The sequence below is a fragment of the Modestobacter sp. KNN46-3 genome (genome assembly GCF_011039295.1).
The window spans coordinates 1-16,094 of record NZ_JAAKGN010000115.1 but is presented as its reverse complement, the minus strand read 5'-3'; the positions used below and the strand labels follow the sequence as shown (position 1 = coordinate 16,094).

Genomic DNA, 16,094 nt, shown 5'->3' with positions numbered 1-16,094 from the left:
CCGGAGCCGGCCGCGCACAACGCTCAGCTGCCGGCCGCTCCCCGGACCGCCAGGGAGATCGCCAGGACGACCATGACGACGGCGATGCCGGCGTCGAGGAACTGCCAGGCGCGCGGGCGGGCGAACACCGGCCGCAGCAGTCGCGCGCCGTACCCGAGGCCCAGGAACCAGACCGCACTGCCCAGGGCGGCGCCGGCGCCGAACCACCAGCGGCGGTCGTCGTAGGTGCTGGCCAGCGAGCCGAGCAACACGACGGTGTCCAGGTAGACGTGCGGGTTGAGCCAGGTCAGGGCCACGGCGGTGGACACGGTGACCGCGAGGCCGGTGCGGGCGCCGGAGGCATCGGTGAGCAGGGCGGCCGGCCGCAGCGCCCGGCGCGCGGCCAGCAGCCCGTAGACCAGCAGGAAGGCCGCCCCGGCGAAGCAGACGACGGTCACCACGCCCGGCGCCCGGGTGACCAGTGCGCCGGCACCGGCGACTCCCGCGGTGATCAGCACGACGTCGGAGAGCAGGCAGACCGCGACCACCGCGGCGACGTGCTCGCTGCGCAGCCCCTGCCGCAGGACGAGGGCGTTCTGCGCCCCGATCGCCACGATCAGCGACAGTCCGAGCCCCAGTCCGGCGGCGGCGGCGAGCAGGGCGGGGGACATGCCGACCACGCTAGGTCCGTCCTGCACCGGAAGACCAGCTCACTTTACTGATGCCCCTGAAGCGTGTCTGATGGTCACCGTGGACCTCGACCTCGCGCAGCTGCGGGCGCTGGAGGCGACCGTCACCACCGGCACGCTGGACGCCGCGGCCCGCGCCCTGCACGTGACGCCCTCGGCGATCAGCCAGCGGATCAAGGCCCTGGAGACCGCGACCGGCCGGGTGCTGCTGGTGCGCAGCCGGCCGGTGCAGCCCACCGAGTCCGGTCAGGCACTGCTCCGGCTGGCCCGGCAGATCGACCTGCTCACCGCCGACGCCACCCGGGAGCTGGACAGCGCGGCGCACGGTCCGGTCGCCCTGCCGATCGCGGTCAACGCCGACTCACTGGCGACCTGGGTGCTGCCCGCGCTGGCGCCGCTGGCCGGTGACCTCGTGCTCGACCTGCACCGCGCCGATCAGGCGCACACCAGCGCGCTGCTGCGGACCGGCACGGTGATGGCCGCGGTCACCGGCGACGCCGACCCGGTCCCGGGCTGCAGTTCGACCCGGCTGGGCAGCATGCGGTACCGGCCGATGGCCGCTCCTGCCTTCGCCCGGCGCTGGTTGGCCGACGGCGGGACGGCGGAGTCCCTGGCCCGGGCGCCGGTCGTCGTCTTCGACCGCAGCGACGACCTGCAGCACGCGCACCTGCGGGCCCGGGGGGTCGACCCGACTCGGCCGCCGATGCACTTCGTGCCCTCCTCGGCCGACTTCCTCACCGCGGTGCGGCTCGGCATGGGCTGGGGCATGGTCCCCGACCTGCAGGACATCGACGGCGACCTGACGGTTCTCGACCCGGACGGCGCGGTGGACGTCGTCCTGCACTGGCAGCAGTGGCGGCTGCGGTCGCCGTCGCTGGACCGGGTGGCCGACGCCGTCCTCGCTGCCGCGCGCCGGGTGCTGGATCCCGGCCGCAGCTGACCGACTTGCCCGGGTCCCCGGCGGTGACCAGACTCGGTGACCTGCTGGAGGACGGGACGAGGAGGTCGGCGGTGCTGCGCTGGTCCGCGCTCGGCCTGGCGACGCTCATCGCCGCGTGGCTGGCCGCCGAGGTCTGGCGGGACGCGGGCGCGTTCGCGTTCCTGCTGCTCGGGCTGCCGGTCGTCGTCTGTCTGGTCGCGGTGCTGACGTCGCGCAGCCGGTACGCCCGGCAGGCCACCTGGGGTGCCGCGGCGGTCGTGCTCGGCTGGTCGCTGGTGCTGGGCCTGGGGATCGGCCTGTTCTTCCTGCCGGTGGCGTTCGTCCTGGCCGCCGCCGCTGCCCGGGACGACCCGGCCCGGGACGACCCGGCGCGGCAGGACCGGGCAGGGCGCCGCCCGCTCAGGCGCTGAGCGGCTCCACCGCGGCCACCCGCTCCCGGGCCGCCCGCACGATCGGCGACTCGCGGACCCGGGCCGGCACGGCCAGCGCGGTCTGCCGGAACGCCCGGAGGCCGGCCGTCGCCGCGGCGTCGGTGAGCCCGAACCCGGGCAGGCCGTAGAGCCGGCGGGCCCAGCCGGGCAGCGTCGCCGCGCCGAGCGAGGCCAGCGTGCTCCACGCCGGCCGGGCCGGGGTCAGCACCTGCACCCAGCCGGGCATCGGTGGCAGGAGGATGAAGCGGGAGGCGGTGCGCGCCGCGGGCGTGACGGCCAGCTGGGCGCGGATCCGGTCGAAGTAGGCGTCGAGCTCGGCGACCGTTCGCGGCACGTCGGCCTCCTCGCAGCCCACCAGCACCGCGGCGACCACCTGCTCCTCGACGTAACGGTCGGCGTCGGCGTCGGTCAGCGGCACCCCGGACCGGCGGGCGGTGGACAGCAGTGACTCGACCTCGCAGTTGTGCACCCACAGCAGCAGGTCGGCGTCGTCGACGTTGAAGTGCCGTCCGGTGGTCTCCTCGACCCCGGACTTCCCCCGGTGCAGCCCGCGAACCCGGCGCACCTGCCGGAGGGCGTCCCGTCGGGTGCCGAAGGACAGCGTCGCCACGTACTCGGCCGTGCGGGTCAGTCGCGCCCACGGGTCGGTGGCGAAGGCCGTGGAGAACTGGTGGACGCCGCCCATCGCCACCGGGTGCAGCGCCTGCAGCAGCAGCGCCCGGATGCCGCCCACGGAAAACGCCGGGTCACTGTGCACCCGCCAGGTGATGCTGTCCGGCCCGAAGAAGCCGAGCAGGTCCTCCCGCTCGGTGAAGTCGTTGATCGAGGGGGTCGGCTTCACCGCACGGCCCCGGCGGTGTCGTCGTCGGCAGCGGCCGGTGAGCCGTGGGGATCGCTCCAGAAGGTGACCAGCACCTGCAGCGTGCGGGAGGGGTTCTCGATGGCGGGGGAGTGCACCGCCTGCGGGATCACCTCGTGCCGGGCGCGCAGCCGGGTCGCCATCTCCGCCTGGACGGCGGGGCTCCACGCGTCGTCGGCCACGCCGTGGGTCACCAGCACCGGCACGCCGGTCGCGGCCAGCTCGGCCACCCGGTCGGGCTCGGCGAGCATCGCCTCGGCCATGCCGAGCAGCCCGGCGGCGGTGTTGGCCAGGAAGCGGCGGGTGAGGAACTCCCGGGTCGGCGCGGGCACCGCCTGCGCGCGTGGATCGGTCATCGCCAGCTGGTCCAGGGTGTCGCTGACCAGCTGCACGCCGCCGGCCTCCAGCAGTGGGGGCAGGTGGTCCAGCATCTCGGCCCGGGGGCCGGTCAGCGCGGCGGGGCCGCTGCCCAGCAGGGTGAGCGTGGCGAACAGCGCCGGCTCGGCGAGCACCGCTGCCCGGGCGACGAGGCCGCCGAAGCTGTGCCCGAGCAGGTGCACCGGGCTGCCCGTCTCGGTGTGCAGCTGCCGGGCGACGGCGACCACGTCGGCCGCCAGCTCGGCCACCGAGTACTGCGCCGGGTCGTCCGGGCCGGGCGACTCGTACTGCCCGCGCTGGTCCATCGCCACGGCCCGCACGCCGGCCTCGCCCAACGGAGACAGCAACGGCGCGAAGTCCTCCTTGCTGCCGGTGTAGCCGGCCACCAGCAGCACCGTCGGCCCGTCACAGGCGCCGGTGTCCAGGGCGGCCAGCGGGCCGGAACGACCGGGGAACGTCACCCGGGCCGCGTCGTGCACCGCCAGCTGGCGGAGGTCGTCGGGGGCGGTGTGTTCGGAGCCTCCAGGCAGGACCATGCCCCGAGTGTGCCTCGCCGTGCGGCCCCGCGCCGCAGTGCGTGACTAGGTGTGTGCGACCACCGCGGTGTCGGTGGCGTAGACCACGGCCGGGCCGACCAGCGACGTGCGCCCCCCGGCCGGGACCTCGTCGGCGGTGGACCAGCGCTGCAGCTCCGTCCCGTCGGCGAGGCTGCGCTGCACGAAGGCCCCCGCCTCGGGCACGGTGACGGTCTCCGCACCGGTGGCGGGCAGCCCCAGGGCCGGCACCTGCCACCGTGGCAGCCCGGTCGTCCGGTCCAGGGCCAGCACCTGGCCACGTGCCCAGAGCAGGGCCACGTCGGCGACGCCGACCTGCTGCAGCGGCTCGGTGCCGGCGTCCTGGCCCTCCGGCAGGGCCGGCAGCTCCACCTCGGTCAGCAGCGCGCCGTCGGCCGGGGAGAGCACGTGCACCCGGTCGCCGACGACGACGTCGACCAGCCCGTCGACCCCGGCCAGTCGGGCGGTGTCGCTGCCGACCTCGAGGTCGCGGGTCCAGAGGACGTCGCCGGCGAACCCGTCGAGCAACCGGACCTGCACCGCCGCCAGCCCGCCGCACCGCTGCAGCACGACCACGCCGGAGCTGCCGACGTCGGACCCGACGATCCGGCAGCCCTCCGGCGGCGCGTACCGCCAGCGGGTGTTGTCGCCCACCGGGTCGATCGTGACGATCCCGGTGGGGCTGCTGGCGAGCAGGATCTGGTCGGTGGCGGCCAGGTCGACGTCGGTGCGGAACCGGACGTTGCGGTACCACTCCCGGGCGCCGGTCGAGGCGTCCAGGCCGGTCAGCTCGTTGCACCGCCCGGTGGTGCGGAAGGCCACCACCACGATGCCGTCGACCGCGGTCGCGTCGCAGAGGGTCGCGTTGGCCCGCCGGTAGTGCCAGGCCTCCTCGCCGGTCGCGGCGTCCAGCATGGCCACGCCGCGCTCGTCGGTGACCAGCACCCGGCCGCTCTCCACCGCCTGCCGGGGCGCCGGGCCGGTGGGCGCCGTCCACGCCTGCGTGAGCTCGGCAGCCGGTGCCTCATCCGGGACGGCGGCCGGCTCCGCCGTCGTGCGGGAGGTCGCCGCGACGTCGGAGGTGCGCCACAGCAGAACGGCGACGGCGGCCACCATGAGGGCGACCGCCGCCCAGACCCAGACCCGCAGGGGCGGGCGTCGCTGCGTGAGGATTTGCTGGAACGGCCTGCCTTCAGGGGCCCGACCCGAGCGGAGCGAGGGGCGGGGGGAAGGCAGGTCCTTCATCAGGCTGCGGACTCGGAGCCGCCGCTCCCGCCGCGGCCACCGCGGCGACGACGTCGCCGGGGCCGGCCGCCGCCCTCGCCGCCGTCGGTGGACCCGGCCATCGCGGGGGCGTCCCCGTCGGTCGTCGGACCGTCCATCGCCGCTGCTGCTCCCGCGGCGGCGGCGCCGTTGCCCCGGGTGCGCTGCCGCGGGCGGCTCTTGGGCGGCCCGACCGTGGGCTGGTCGTCCTCGGCGGCGGGGCCGGTGCGGTCGGGGCCGGCGGAGTTGCCGCCGGTGCGCTGGCGCTTGCCGGTCTCGCCGAGGTCCTCGAGGGTCTCCGCGCCCAGGCCCTCGCGGGTCCGCTGCGCGCGGGGGAGCCGCCCGGTCGCCGTCGTCGGGACGTCGAGGTCGGTGTAGACCCACGGCGAGGTGGAGTAGGTCTCCGGCGGCTCGGCGAAGTCGAGCTCCAGCGCCTTGTTGATCAGCTGCCAGCGGGGGATGTCGTCCCAGTCGACCAGGGTGACGGCGACGCCGGTGCTGCCGGCCCGGCCGGTGCGGCCGATCCGGTGCACGTAGGTCTTCTCGTCCTCGGGGCACTGGTAGTTGACGACGTGGCTGACGCCGGTGACGTCGATGCCGCGGGCGGCGACGTCGGTGGCGACCAGCACGTCGACCTTGCCGGCCCGGAAGGCGCGCAGCGCCTGCTCACGAGCGCCCTGGCCGAGGTCACCGTGCACGGCGGCCGCGGCGAACCCGCGGTCGACGAGCTCGTCGGCGACCTTCTGCGCGGTGCGCTTGGTGCGGCAGAAGACCATCACCAGGCCGCGGTCGCGGGACTGCAGCACCCGGGACAGCAGCTCGGGCTTGTCCAGGTTGTGCGCCCGGTAGATGAACTGCGTGGTCTGCGGGACCGTCGAGCCCTCGTCGTTGCCGTGCGCCCGGATGTGCGTGGGCTGGGTCATGAACGACCGGGACAGCGTGACGATCGGGCCGGGCATGGTCGCGGAGAACAGCATCGTCTGCCGCTTGTCCGGGACCATCGCCAGGATGCGCTCGATGTCGGGCAGGAAGCCCAGGTCGAGCATCTCGTCGGCCTCGTCCAGGACCAGACCGCGGACCTTGCCCAGGATCAGGTCGCCCCGCTGCGCCAGGTCGAGCAGCCGGCCGGGGGTGCCGACGACGACCTCCACGCCCGCCTGCAGCGCGGCGACCTGCGGCTCGAAGGCGCGGCCGCCGTAGATGGCCTGCACCCGGATGCCGCGCTTGGCCCCGGCGGCGGACAGGTCCCGGGAGACCTGCACGCACAGCTCACGGGTGGGGACGACGACGAGGGCCTGCGGCACGCCGTCGCCGCCCTCGGCCGGGGGGACGACGCGCTGCAGCAGCGGGACGCCGAAGCCCAGCGTCTTGCCGGTGCCGGTACGGGCCTGCCCGATCAGGTCGTTGCCGGCCAAGGCGAGCGGGAGCGTCAGCTCCTGGATGGCGAACGTGCGGTGGATCCCGACCTCGGCCAGCGCGGCCACGATGTCGGGGTGCACGTCGAAGTCGCTGAACAGCGGGCTGTCGGGGGCGACGGGTGCGCCACCCAGCTCCTCGACCTGCTGCTCGAGCTCCTCGGGAGCGGGCGCGCCGGTCTCGGCGTGCTCCAGCTCCGGAGCGGCGGGGGTGCTGCTGGCGGTGGGGGTGTTCTCGGTGGAGGTCAGTTCTCTCGCCTCGGTCTGGTGGGGGACCGCGGTGCGTCGTCGGTGCCTGAGCTCGGTCTCGAGCTCCGGCGTTGCCCGACTCGCTCGCAGGTCCCGGGGTCGGTTCCGGGATGTTCGATCCAAGCGCCGACGCGGCCAGCAGACCGGGCGTCGAGTGCAGACTGCCCGGGAGACGGCCCTCGGGGGGCCGGCCTCGAGGAGGTGATCCGGCGGTCATCAGCGCACACGGAGGTTGCGCAGGAACAACGAGCCTGGCGGCTCGCCGATTCCATCCTAGCGTGACCTGCCCGTTAACCTCGCTGCGCTGCCGTGCGACACGGGCGCCGACGGCGTCGAGCGGCCGCCGGCGGCGCGCTCGGAGCGCCGGTGGGGCGCGAGGAGGGGGAACCGTGACCAGCGTCGAGGAGGGCTCCGGCCGACCGGCCGGTCAGTCGGCGGTGATCGACCTGCTGGGCGTGCTGGCCTACGCCGAGCTGACCGCGTTCGACCGGCTCGCCGAGGACGCCCGGCTGGCGCCGACGCTCGAGGGCCGGGCCGCCCTCGCCCGGATGGCGGCGGCCGAGATCGGGCACCACGAGCGGCTGACCCAGCGACTGCGTGAGCTCGGCGTGGACGTGGCCCAGGCGATGACCCCGTTCGTCGCCGCGCTGGACGCCTTCCACGACGGCACCCGGGCCAGCACCTGGCTGGAGGGGCTGGTCAAGGCCTACGTCGGCGACGGGCTGGCCACCGACTTCTACCGCGAGGTCGCGGCCTTCCTGCCGCAGCCGGACCGGGCGCTGGTCGAGGAGGTCCTCGACGACACCGGGCACGCCGACTTCGCGCTCCGGGAGGTCCGGGCCGCCATCGTCGCCGACCCCACCCTGGCCGGCCGGCTGGCGCTGTGGGCCCGGCGGCTGGTCGGTGAGGCGCTGACCCAGTCCCAGGCGGTCATCGCCGAGCACGAGCAGCTGGCCGACCTGCTCATCGCCGGCACCGGCGACCTGACCGGGGTCGCCCGGCTGCTCCAACGGCTCACCACCGCGCACTCGGTCCGGATGCAGGCCCTCGGCCTCAACCCCTGAGCGGGGCCCGGGACGTGCGACAGGGCGCCGCCGCGGTGCGGCGACGCCCTGTCGGCGTCCGTGCGGTCGATCAGCTGCTGATGAAGCCCACCCGGCGCTGGTCGGCCTCGGCGATCTCGACGTAGGCGATCCGGTCGGTCGGGACGACGATCCGCCGACCGCGTTCGTCCACCAGCGTGAGCAGGCCGTCCTTGGACCCGGTCATGGCCTTGGACACCTCGGCCGCGATCTCGTCCGGGCTCTTGGGGCTGTCGATGACCAGCTCGCGGGGGGAGTGTTGGACACCGATCTTTACTTCCACGCGGGGATGCCTCCTCAGGTCCGGCTACTGGCCACCCACGCTAGTCCAGCCCGGTGGGAGGCGGCCGGTCCAGCGGGTCCGCCGTCAGCGAACGTCGGCGGTCAGTCGGTGTCCTCACGCAGCGGGAAGCCCGACATCCCGCGCCAGCCCAGGGACGACGCGAGGGCCACGGCCTCGTCCCGGGACAAGGTGCCCTTGCGGGCGAGCCACCACCGCGCGCTCGTCTCGGCCAGCCCGGTCATCCCCGCGGACAGCAGCAGCGCCCGCTCGGGGTCCGCGCCGGTCTCCATCGCGATGACCTCGGCGATGGCCTCGATGCACTGCCGGGCGCCGCGGTCGGCGATCCGCCGGACGTCCGGGTCGTTGCGCAGGTCGGACTCGAACACCAGTCGGAACGCCTCGCCGTCGGCGTCCACGAAGTCGAAGTAGGCACCGACGGCGCCGTTCACCCGCTCGCGGTTGTCCTCCGTGCCCGCCATGGCCTCGCGGACCCGGTCGGTGAGCTCGTCGACCTGCTGCTCCAGCAGCGCCAGGTAGAGCTCCCGCTTGCCCGGAAAGTGCTGGTAGAGCACCGGCTTGCTGACCCCGGCCCGATCGGCGATGTCGTCCATCGCCGCGGCGTGGAACCCCTGGGCGACGAAGACGTCCTGCGCGGCCCGCAGCAGCTGCAGCCGCCGGGCACCCCGCGGCAGGCGGGCGGTGCGGCGGGCGGCCGGCGGCGCGGGCACGGGTACGGGTCGGCTGGGTCGCATGGCCCGACGATGCTACCGGCGCACCGGGCGGAGGACGTCCCACCCCGGCCGGTCGCGGCAAGGGGGTCGGCGCGGTGTTCTACCGTCGGGTAGGTGACCGACGCCCGGCTGTCCTCGGTGCCGCTGCCGCGGCCCGGTGCCCTCCTCCCACCCTGGCCCGGTGCGATGGTGCCGGTCACCGGCGGTGAGGTCTTCGTCCGGCACACGCCCTGGTGCGGCCCGCTGCCCGGCAGCGACCCGGTCGAGGGGGAGGTGCCGCACGAGCGGGCGCTCTACGTCCACGGGCTGGGTGGCGCCTCGACCAACTGGACCGACCTGGCTGCGTTGCTCGCCGTCCGCTTCGACGGCTGGGCGCTGGACCTGCCCGGGTTCGGCCAGTCGGCGCCGCCGCCCCGCTACTCCATCCACCGGCACGTCCAGGCCGTCGTCGACGTCCTGGAGTGGATCGTCGCCCGGCCCGGCCCCGGGCAGGGGCGTCCCGTGCACCTGGTGGGCAACTCGCTCGGCGGCCTGGTCAGCGTGTGGGTCGCCGCCCGCCGGCCGGACCTGGTCGCCACCCTCACCCTGATCTCCGCGGCCATGCCGGTCTACCGGGTGCCGGCGGCGTTCGACCGGGCGATCGCGCTGGTGCTGCTGCCCGGCGTCCCCGCGCTGGCCGAACGGCGGCTGGCCGGCGCCAGCCCGGAGCAGCGCGTCCGCGGGCTGCTGCAGATGTGCTTCGGCGACCCGAGCCGGGTGCCGCCGGAGCGGGTCGCCGAGGCGGTGGAGGAGACCCGGCGGCGGGACGAGCAGCCCTGGGCGGGTCAGGCGCTCACCCGCAGCCTGCGCGGTCTGATGAGCTCCTACCTGCGGGTGGGACGGGCGAACGCCTGGCGGATGGCCCGGTCGGTGCGGGCGCCGTCCCTGGTGGTGTGGGGTGACCGGGACAGGCTGGTCGACCCCGAGCTCGCACCGCGGCTGGCCGAGGTGCTCCCCGACGCCCGGTTGCAGGTGCAGGCGGGCATCGGGCACCTGGCGATGCTGGAGGCCCCGGAGCCCACGGCCCGCGCGGTCCTCGGTCTGGCCGAGGACGCCGCCGGTGACCGCGCGACCGACCCCGTCGGCGGGGACGACCTCCCGGCCGGACAGGTGTGACCGGCGGTCCGGGAACGGCGCCGCGCCCGGCCGACGTCCTCCCGGAGGTCGGTGCGTCGTGAGAGCCTGGCCGCCGTGACGAGCTCGGGACCCCGCCCGTCCGGACGGCGCCCGGCAGGCGAGCCGCTGGTCGCCCGCCGTGACCCCGTCCCGTCCGCACGTCCCGCCGTGCTGCCGCGCGGCCGGTTCCGCTGGTTCGTCCGCCGGTACGGCTGGCGGGCCTACGCCGTGCCGTTGCTGGCCATCGCGACCGTGCTCGCCCTGATCGACGTCGTCCGGCCGGGCGGTGGCGAGGGCCCCACCCCGACGTCGACGGCCGAGGCTGCCGTCGACGCCTCCGCGCCGGCCACCCCGGTCGCCCCGCAGGTCACCGAGGCCGAGGGGGAGGGCGTGCCGGCCGACGTGTCCAGCACGTCGACGGCGCCGCCGGCGGACACCGTGCCCGCGGCGCCGACCTACGTCGAGCAGGGCACCGGGAGCGTGAGCGTGGTCGACGGCACGTCCGCGGTGTACGGCACCGGGCCGCTGGAACGCTTCGTCGTGGAGGTCGAGGACGGCATCGGCGTCGACGGCGCCGCGTTCGCCGCCGCCGTCGAGGGCATCCTCGGCGACCCCCGGTCCTGGGGCGCCGGTGGCCGGCTGTCCTTCCAGCGGGTGGGTGCCGCCGAGGCCGCGGCCGGCGCGTACGAGTTCCGGGTCAGCCTGGTCAGCCCGGGCAGCATGGAGATCTACTGCCCGGGCGTGGGCACCGGTGGCTACACGTCCTGCCGCTACGGCGAGCGTGCGGTCATCAACCTGGCCCGCTGGGAGACCGCCGTCCCCGACTACGGCGGGGACGTCCCCACCTATCGGCAGTACGTGGTCAACCACGAGGTCGGGCACGCCCTCGGCAACGGCCACGAGCAGTGCCCCGGCGCCGACCAGTTGGCCCCGGTGATGCAGCAGCAGACCCTCGGCCTGCAGAGCTGCGTGAAGAACGCCTGGCCGTTCCCCTCGTGACCCCGCGGCCAGGGGCCGTCCGTCGGTTGCGCCGAACCGTGCGCGGACGTGCGGATCACCCCGTGCTCACGGTCGTTCCGGAGCGGCTCCCGCGGGTCTAGGGTCACTGCCGGTGCGCCGGGAAGCCTGGTCGGCAGTCGTGTTCCCGACTGCGATCGGAGGGCCCCGATGCCCACCTCTCCCACTGCTGTGCCCGCGCTGCGCGCCGAGCACCTGAGCAAGCGCTTCTCCCGGACCGTCGCCGTCGACGACCTGTCGCTGTCGGTGCCACCCGGGGAGGTCTTCGGCTTCCTGGGCCCGAACGGCGCCGGCAAGTCCACGACGATCCGGATGGCGCTGGGGCTGCTGCGCCCCTCCGGTGGTCACGTCGAGGTGTTCGGCGTCCCGGCACACGACGTCGGCCGCGCCCACCGGCACCTGGCCTACGTCCCCGCGGACGTCGCGCTCTGGCCGGCGCTGACCGGGCGGGAGTGCCTGGACCTGCTCGCCGGCGTCGGCCCGGGCACCGACCTGGACTACCGGGCCGAGCTCGTCGAGCGGTTCGCGCTCGACCCGGACCGGCGGGCTCGCACCTACTCCACCGGCAACCGGCAGAAGGTCGCACTGATCGCGGCCTTCGCCACCCGCGCCCCCCTGCTGGTCCTGGACGAGCCGACCAGCGGGCTGGACCCGCTGATGGAGCGTGAGTTCCGCCGCCGCGTGGCCGAGGCGGCCGGGCGCGGCCAGACGGTCTTCCTCAGCTCGCACCAGCTCGCCAAGGTCGAGGCGGTCTGCGCGCGGGTGGGCATCCTGCGCGAGGGCCGGCTGGTGGAGGTCGCCGGGTTGCCGGAGCTGCGGCGGCTGCGCCGCTCGGAGATCAGCGTCACCCTGGCTCGTCCGGCTGCCGCGGGAGCCGGCCTGACCGGGGTCGACGGCGTCGCCGACCTGCGGTGGAGCTCACCGCTCGAGCTGACGATGACGCTGGCCGGCCCGCCCGCCCCGGTGCTGCGTGCGCTGGCCGACCTGGACGTCGTCGCCCTCGACGTGCGGGAGCCCTCCCTGGAGGAGCTCTTCCTCGACTTCTACGGCGACACCGCCGGCGACCACCGGTCCGCCGGCGAGGAGGTGCGGGCATGACCACCGGCACCGCGCCGGCCCCGACGGCGTCCGCGGCCGGGTGGACGCCGGAGCCCGGGCCGGCCGGCCGGGCGGTGACCGCACTGGCCGTGCGGTCGGCACGCCGCGGCGCCGTCCTGGTCACCGCGGTCGCCGCCGGGATGCCCGCGCTGGTCGCGGTGCAGCACCGGCAGCTGGACCAGGAGCTGGCCGGGGCGTCGCTGGCGGCGCTGGCGGAGAACCCGGCCATCCGCACCCTGTTCGGCCCACCGGTCGCCCTCGACGACCCGGGCGGCTTCACGGTGTGGCGCACCGGTACGGCGATCGCGGTGCTCGTCGGCGTCTGGGCGGCGCTCGCGACGACCCGGGTGACCCGGGGCGAGGAGGAGGCCGGCCGCTGGGACCTCCTGCTCGCCGGCCCGGCGCGGCTGCCGGCGGTGCTGCTGCGGCACCTCGCGGTGCTGCTGGGCGCGAGCGCGCTCGTCGGCGTCGCGACGGCCGCCGGCCTGGTGCTGGCCGGCACCGCCACGACCGGCGCCGTGCTGTTCGGCGCGCTCATCGGTGGCACCGGGATGGTGGGCGCGGCACTGGGCGCGCTCGCCGCCCAGTTGCTGGCCGAGCGCCGGGCCGCGGCCGGTCTGGCGGTGGGGGCGCTGCTGGCCGGTCTGCTGGCGCGGATGGTCGCCGACGGGGTGCCGGCGCTGGGCTGGCTGCACTGGCTGAGCCCGTTCGGGCTGCTGGGCCGCAGCGCCCCGTTCGCCGCCGACCGGGTGCTGCCGCTGCTCGTGCTGGCCGCCGCGGTCGTCGTCCTCGTCGCGGCGGCAGTGACGGTCTCCGCACGGCGGGACGTCGGCAGCGGACCGTGGCGCCGGCCCGGCGCCGTCCGGCCCGGCGCCCGGCGACTGCGGTCCCTGCCCGGGCTGGCGGCCCGGCACACCGGCCGGCCGGTGGTGGGCTGGGGTGCGGCCGTGGCGGCCTACTTCACGCTCATCGGCCTGCTGGCCACGACGATGACCGACTTCCTGACCGAGAACCCGCGCTTCGCCGAGCTGGCCGCCCAGGCCGGCTTCGCCGAGCTGGGCAGCGTCCGCGGCTACGGGGCCTCGCTGTTCACCCTGCTGGCCGTGCCGGTCGGCGCGTTCGTCGCCAGCCGGGTCGCCGGCACCGCGGCCGACGAGGTCGCCGGGCGGTTGACGTTGCTCTACTCGCTGCCGGTGCGCCGGGTCCGCTGGCTGGCCACCGAGCTGACCGGGGTCGCCGTCGGTGCCGTGCTGCTCACCGGTGCCGCCGGGCTGGCGACCTGGCTGGGCGCCACCTGGGTGGGCGCCGACCTGGCCGCGAGCGCCGCACTGGCGGGGGTGCTCAACGTGCTGCCGGTCGTGGCGGTGTGCCTGGGTGCGGCGGTCGCGGCGCTGGCGTGGGCGCCGGCCGCCGTCCTGCCGCTGGGGGTGCTGCCGGCCGCCGGCGGCTACCTGCTGCTGGTGCTCGCCGACACCCTGAGCTGGCCGGGGTGGGTCCGCGGGCTGTCGCCGTTCGCCCACCTGGCGGCCGTGCCCGCCGAACCGGTGGACGTGCCGGGGCTGGTCGGGCTGCTGGCCGTCGCCGCGGCGCTGACCGCCGGGGGGCTGGCCGGCTACCGGCTCCGCGACCTGCGGGGATGACCCCGGGCCGGACGCGGGAAGAGGGCGGCGTGCCACGCTGTTGGGCAGAGCAGGACGCCGGCCTCTGGAGCCGGTCGGCCCTGTGACCACAGTTGTGAGGAGCGCTCCGTGCAGTTGCCACCCCTGGTGGAGCCCGCCGCCGACCTGTCGATCGACGAGGTCCGCCGCTACAGCCGCCACCTGATCATCCCCGACGTCGGGATGGACGGGCAGAAGCGGCTCAAGAACGCCAAGGTGCTGGCCGTCGGCGCCGGTGGGCTCGGCTCGCCGGTGCTCATGTACCTGGCCGCGGCCGGTGTCGGCACGCTCGGCATCGTCGAGTTCGACACCGTCGACGAGTCGAACCTGCAGCGCCAGATCATCCACGGCCAGTCCGACGTCGGCCGGTCCAAGGCCGAGAGCGCCCGCGACTCGATCAAGGAGATCAACCCGCTGGTCGACGTGCGGCTGCACGAGACCCGGCTGGACTCCTCCAACGTCGAGGAGATCTTCAGCCAGTACGACCTGATCGTCGACGGCACCGACAACTTCGCCACCCGCTACCTGGTGAACGACGCCTGCGTGCTGCTGGACAAGCCCTACGTCTGGGGCTCGATCTACCGGTTCGACGGTCAGGTCTCGGTCTTCTGGAACGAGCACGGGCCCAACTACCGCGACCTCTACCCGGTGCCGCCGCCGCCCGGGATGGTCCCCTCCTGCGCCGAGGGCGGTGTCCTGGGCGTGCTCTGCGCGACCGTCGGCGCCATCCAGGCCACCGAGGCGGTCAAGCTCATCACCGGCATCGGCGAGACGCTGCTCGGCCGGCTGATGGTCTACGACGCCCTGGAGATGACCTTCCGGGAGATCAAGGTCCGCAAGGACCCGGAGGGCGAGCCGATCACCGGCCTCATCGACTACGAGGCGTTCTGCGGTGTCGTGTCCGAGGAGGCCCAGGAGGCCGCCGCGGGTTCGACGATCACCGTCGACGAGCTCAAGGACATGATGGACGCCGGCAAGGACTTCGAGCTGATCGACGTCCGGGAGCCCAACGAGTACGAGATCGTCTCCATCCCGGGCGCGAAGCTGATCCCCAAGGACGAGATCCTCTCCGGCCGGGCGCTGGCGCAGCTGCCGCAGGACAAGCCGATCGTGCTGCACTGCAAGACCGGCGTCCGTTCGGCCGAGGCGCTGGCCGCGGTCAAGAACGCCGGCTTCAAGGACGCCGTGCACGTCCAGGGCGGCGTGACCGCGTGGGCCACCCGCATCGACAAGGCACTGCCGACCTACTAGAAGGACCCCCGTCCTCCCCACCCTTCGCAAGCTCAGGGCGGGTCCCTGGACGGGGGCCGTTCCAGCACGTCACCTGGGCCCCGGTACGCCACTGCGCGTGCCGGGGCCCGGCTGCGTTCTACTGAGGGCATGCCCGATCCCCGCCGTGCGGACCTCCTGATGCGGTACCAGCGCGCCCAGGCGCAGTTCACCGACCGGGTGGACGCCGTCGAGCCCGGCGAGTGGGACGCCCCCGCGCTGCCGGAGTGGAGCGTCGTGGACCTGGTGGCCCACCTGACCGGCGAGCAGCTGTGGGTCCCGCTGCTGCTGGCCGGGGAGTCGCCGGACGCCGTCGGTCCCCGGGTCCCGACCGACCCGGCCGAGCTGCTGGGCGAGGACCCGCTGTCGGCCTGGGAGTCCGCGGCCGACGCCGCGCTGACCGCCTGGGCCGCCGACGACGCGCTGTCCCGCACCGTGCAGCTGTCCTCCGGGCCGGCCCCGGCGAGCGACTACCTGATCGAGATGACCGTCGACCTCACCGTGCACGCCTGGGACCTCGCCCGGGCGCTCGACGGGGACACCGAGCTGGACCCCGAGCTCGTGGCCGAGGCGTTCCGCTACGCCGAGGAGCACCTCGGCGAGGACGGGGTGCCCGGGGTGTTCGACGCCCCGGTCGAGGTGCCGCCGGGCGCGGACCTGCAGACCCGCCTGCTGGCCCGGTTCGGCCGCCGGGCCTGACCGCCCTGGCGGACTCGCCGTCGGTGCGGCACCCGGGCCGGCCGGGACCCCCGCGGCCTAGGCTGCCGTCCCGACACAGCCGAGCCGGAGGTCGCACGATGAGCCAGCCACCCCAGGGCCCGCCCCCGTACGGCCCGGACGGGTCGTCGCCGTCGGGTGGCCGGCCGCCGCAGGGCGGTGGCTGGGGTCAGCAGCCGGGTCAGCCCGGCGGCTGGGGGCAGCCGGCGCCCGGGCAGCCCGGCGGGGGCTGGGGTCAGCAGCCGGGGCACGCCGGTGGTGGCTGGGGTCAGCAGCCGGGTCAGCCCGGCAGCTGGGGCCCTGTCTCTGGTACCACTCCGCGAGCCC

16 protein-coding genes are annotated in these 16,094 nt (G+C 75.5%); 9 read left to right on the top strand and 7 right to left on the bottom strand.

The genetic code is table 11. From position 1 onward, the window contains the following. Positions 1-23: 23 nt before the first annotated feature. Entirely contained in the window at positions 24-650 is a 627-nt protein-coding gene (locus tag G5C62_RS19520) for a LysE/ArgO family amino acid transporter (RefSeq protein ID WP_164702331.1), read from the bottom strand. Positions 651-720: 70 nt separating this feature from the next. On the opposite strand from G5C62_RS19520, the gene G5C62_RS19515 reads away from it, so the two are divergent. After that, positions 721-1,608, top strand: a complete 888-nt coding sequence (locus G5C62_RS19515) for a LysR family transcriptional regulator ArgP (RefSeq protein WP_164702330.1) — start codon at positions 721-723, stop codon at positions 1,606-1,608. A 23-nt stretch (positions 1,609-1,631) separates the two neighbouring features. Further along, on the top strand, positions 1,632-2,018 hold the full coding sequence (locus G5C62_RS19510; RefSeq protein WP_164702329.1) for a hypothetical protein: 387 nt from the start codon (positions 1,632-1,634) through the stop codon (positions 2,016-2,018). Here G5C62_RS19510 and G5C62_RS19505 read toward each other — a convergent pair. The 4 genes from G5C62_RS19505 to G5C62_RS19490 form a co-directional block, all read right to left on the bottom strand. Beyond that, positions 2,008-2,880 carry an oxygenase MpaB family protein gene (locus G5C62_RS19505; protein ID WP_164702328.1) on the bottom strand — a complete coding sequence of 291 codons (873 nt, stop codon included), beginning with the start codon at positions 2,878-2,880 and terminating at the stop codon, positions 2,008-2,010. The genes G5C62_RS19510 and G5C62_RS19505 overlap by 11 nt on opposite strands. Next, positions 2,877-3,812, bottom strand: a complete 936-nt coding sequence (locus G5C62_RS19500; protein WP_164702327.1) for an alpha/beta fold hydrolase — start codon at positions 3,810-3,812, stop codon at positions 2,877-2,879. Before G5C62_RS19500 ends, G5C62_RS19505 begins: the two co-directional genes overlap by 4 nt. Positions 3,813-3,857: 45 nt before the next feature. Beyond that, positions 3,858-4,946 carry a PQQ-binding-like beta-propeller repeat protein gene (locus tag G5C62_RS19495; RefSeq protein ID WP_241176004.1) on the bottom strand — a complete coding sequence of 363 codons (1,089 nt, stop codon included), beginning with the start codon at positions 4,944-4,946 and terminating at the stop codon, positions 3,858-3,860. A gap of 128 nt (positions 4,947-5,074) precedes the next feature. Further along, on the bottom strand, positions 5,075-6,880 hold the full coding sequence (locus G5C62_RS19490) for a DEAD/DEAH box helicase (RefSeq protein WP_241176003.1): 1,806 nt from the start codon (positions 6,878-6,880) through the stop codon (positions 5,075-5,077). Between the two features lie 266 nt (positions 6,881-7,146). On the opposite strand from G5C62_RS19490, the gene G5C62_RS19485 reads away from it, so the two are divergent. Next, complete coding sequence (locus G5C62_RS19485) at positions 7,147-7,821, top strand: ferritin-like fold-containing protein (RefSeq protein WP_164702325.1); 675 nt, start codon at positions 7,147-7,149, stop codon at positions 7,819-7,821. Positions 7,822-7,891: 70 nt separating this feature from the next. On the opposite strand, the gene G5C62_RS19480 is transcribed toward G5C62_RS19485, so the two are convergent. After that, the gene (locus G5C62_RS19480) at positions 7,892-8,122 is read right to left on the bottom strand and encodes a DUF3107 domain-containing protein (RefSeq protein ID WP_036340369.1); all 231 of its coding nucleotides are present in this window, start codon (positions 8,120-8,122) and stop codon (positions 7,892-7,894) included. A gap of 101 nt (positions 8,123-8,223) precedes the next feature. Then, on the bottom strand, positions 8,224-8,874 hold the full coding sequence (locus G5C62_RS19475) for a TetR/AcrR family transcriptional regulator (RefSeq protein ID WP_052091612.1): 651 nt from the start codon (positions 8,872-8,874) through the stop codon (positions 8,224-8,226). A gap of 93 nt (positions 8,875-8,967) precedes the next feature. Here G5C62_RS19475 and G5C62_RS19470 point away from each other — a divergent pair, with 93 nt between their 5' ends. The 6 genes from G5C62_RS19470 (at position 8,968) to G5C62_RS19445 (ending at position 15,749) form a co-directional block, all read left to right on the top strand. Then, entirely contained in the window at positions 8,968-10,008 is a 1,041-nt protein-coding gene (locus G5C62_RS19470) for an alpha/beta fold hydrolase (protein ID WP_164702324.1), read from the top strand. 75 nt (positions 10,009-10,083) lie between these two features. Beyond that, a complete protein-coding gene (locus G5C62_RS19465) occupies positions 10,084-11,007 on the top strand; it encodes a DUF3152 domain-containing protein (RefSeq protein WP_241176002.1) in 924 nt (307 codons plus the stop codon). 168 nt (positions 11,008-11,175) lie between these two features. Continuing rightward, positions 11,176-12,123: an ABC transporter ATP-binding protein gene (locus tag G5C62_RS19460; RefSeq protein ID WP_164702322.1), complete on the top strand. Its 948-nt coding sequence runs from the start codon at positions 11,176-11,178 to the stop codon at positions 12,121-12,123. Next, positions 12,120-13,763 (top strand): polyketide antibiotic transporter, encoded by a 1,644-nt coding sequence (locus tag G5C62_RS19455; protein ID WP_164702319.1) that lies wholly within the window; start codon positions 12,120-12,122, stop codon positions 13,761-13,763. Before G5C62_RS19460 ends, G5C62_RS19455 begins: the two co-directional genes overlap by 4 nt. Before the next feature lie 108 nt (positions 13,764-13,871). Continuing rightward, positions 13,872-15,032: an adenylyltransferase/sulfurtransferase MoeZ gene (moeZ, locus tag G5C62_RS19450; RefSeq protein ID WP_164702321.1), complete on the top strand. Its 1,161-nt coding sequence runs from the start codon at positions 13,872-13,874 to the stop codon at positions 15,030-15,032. 129 nt (positions 15,033-15,161) lie between these two features. Further along, complete coding sequence (locus G5C62_RS19445) at positions 15,162-15,749, top strand: TIGR03086 family metal-binding protein (protein WP_164702320.1); 588 nt, start codon at positions 15,162-15,164, stop codon at positions 15,747-15,749. The last annotated feature ends 345 nt before the right edge of the window (positions 15,750-16,094 follow it).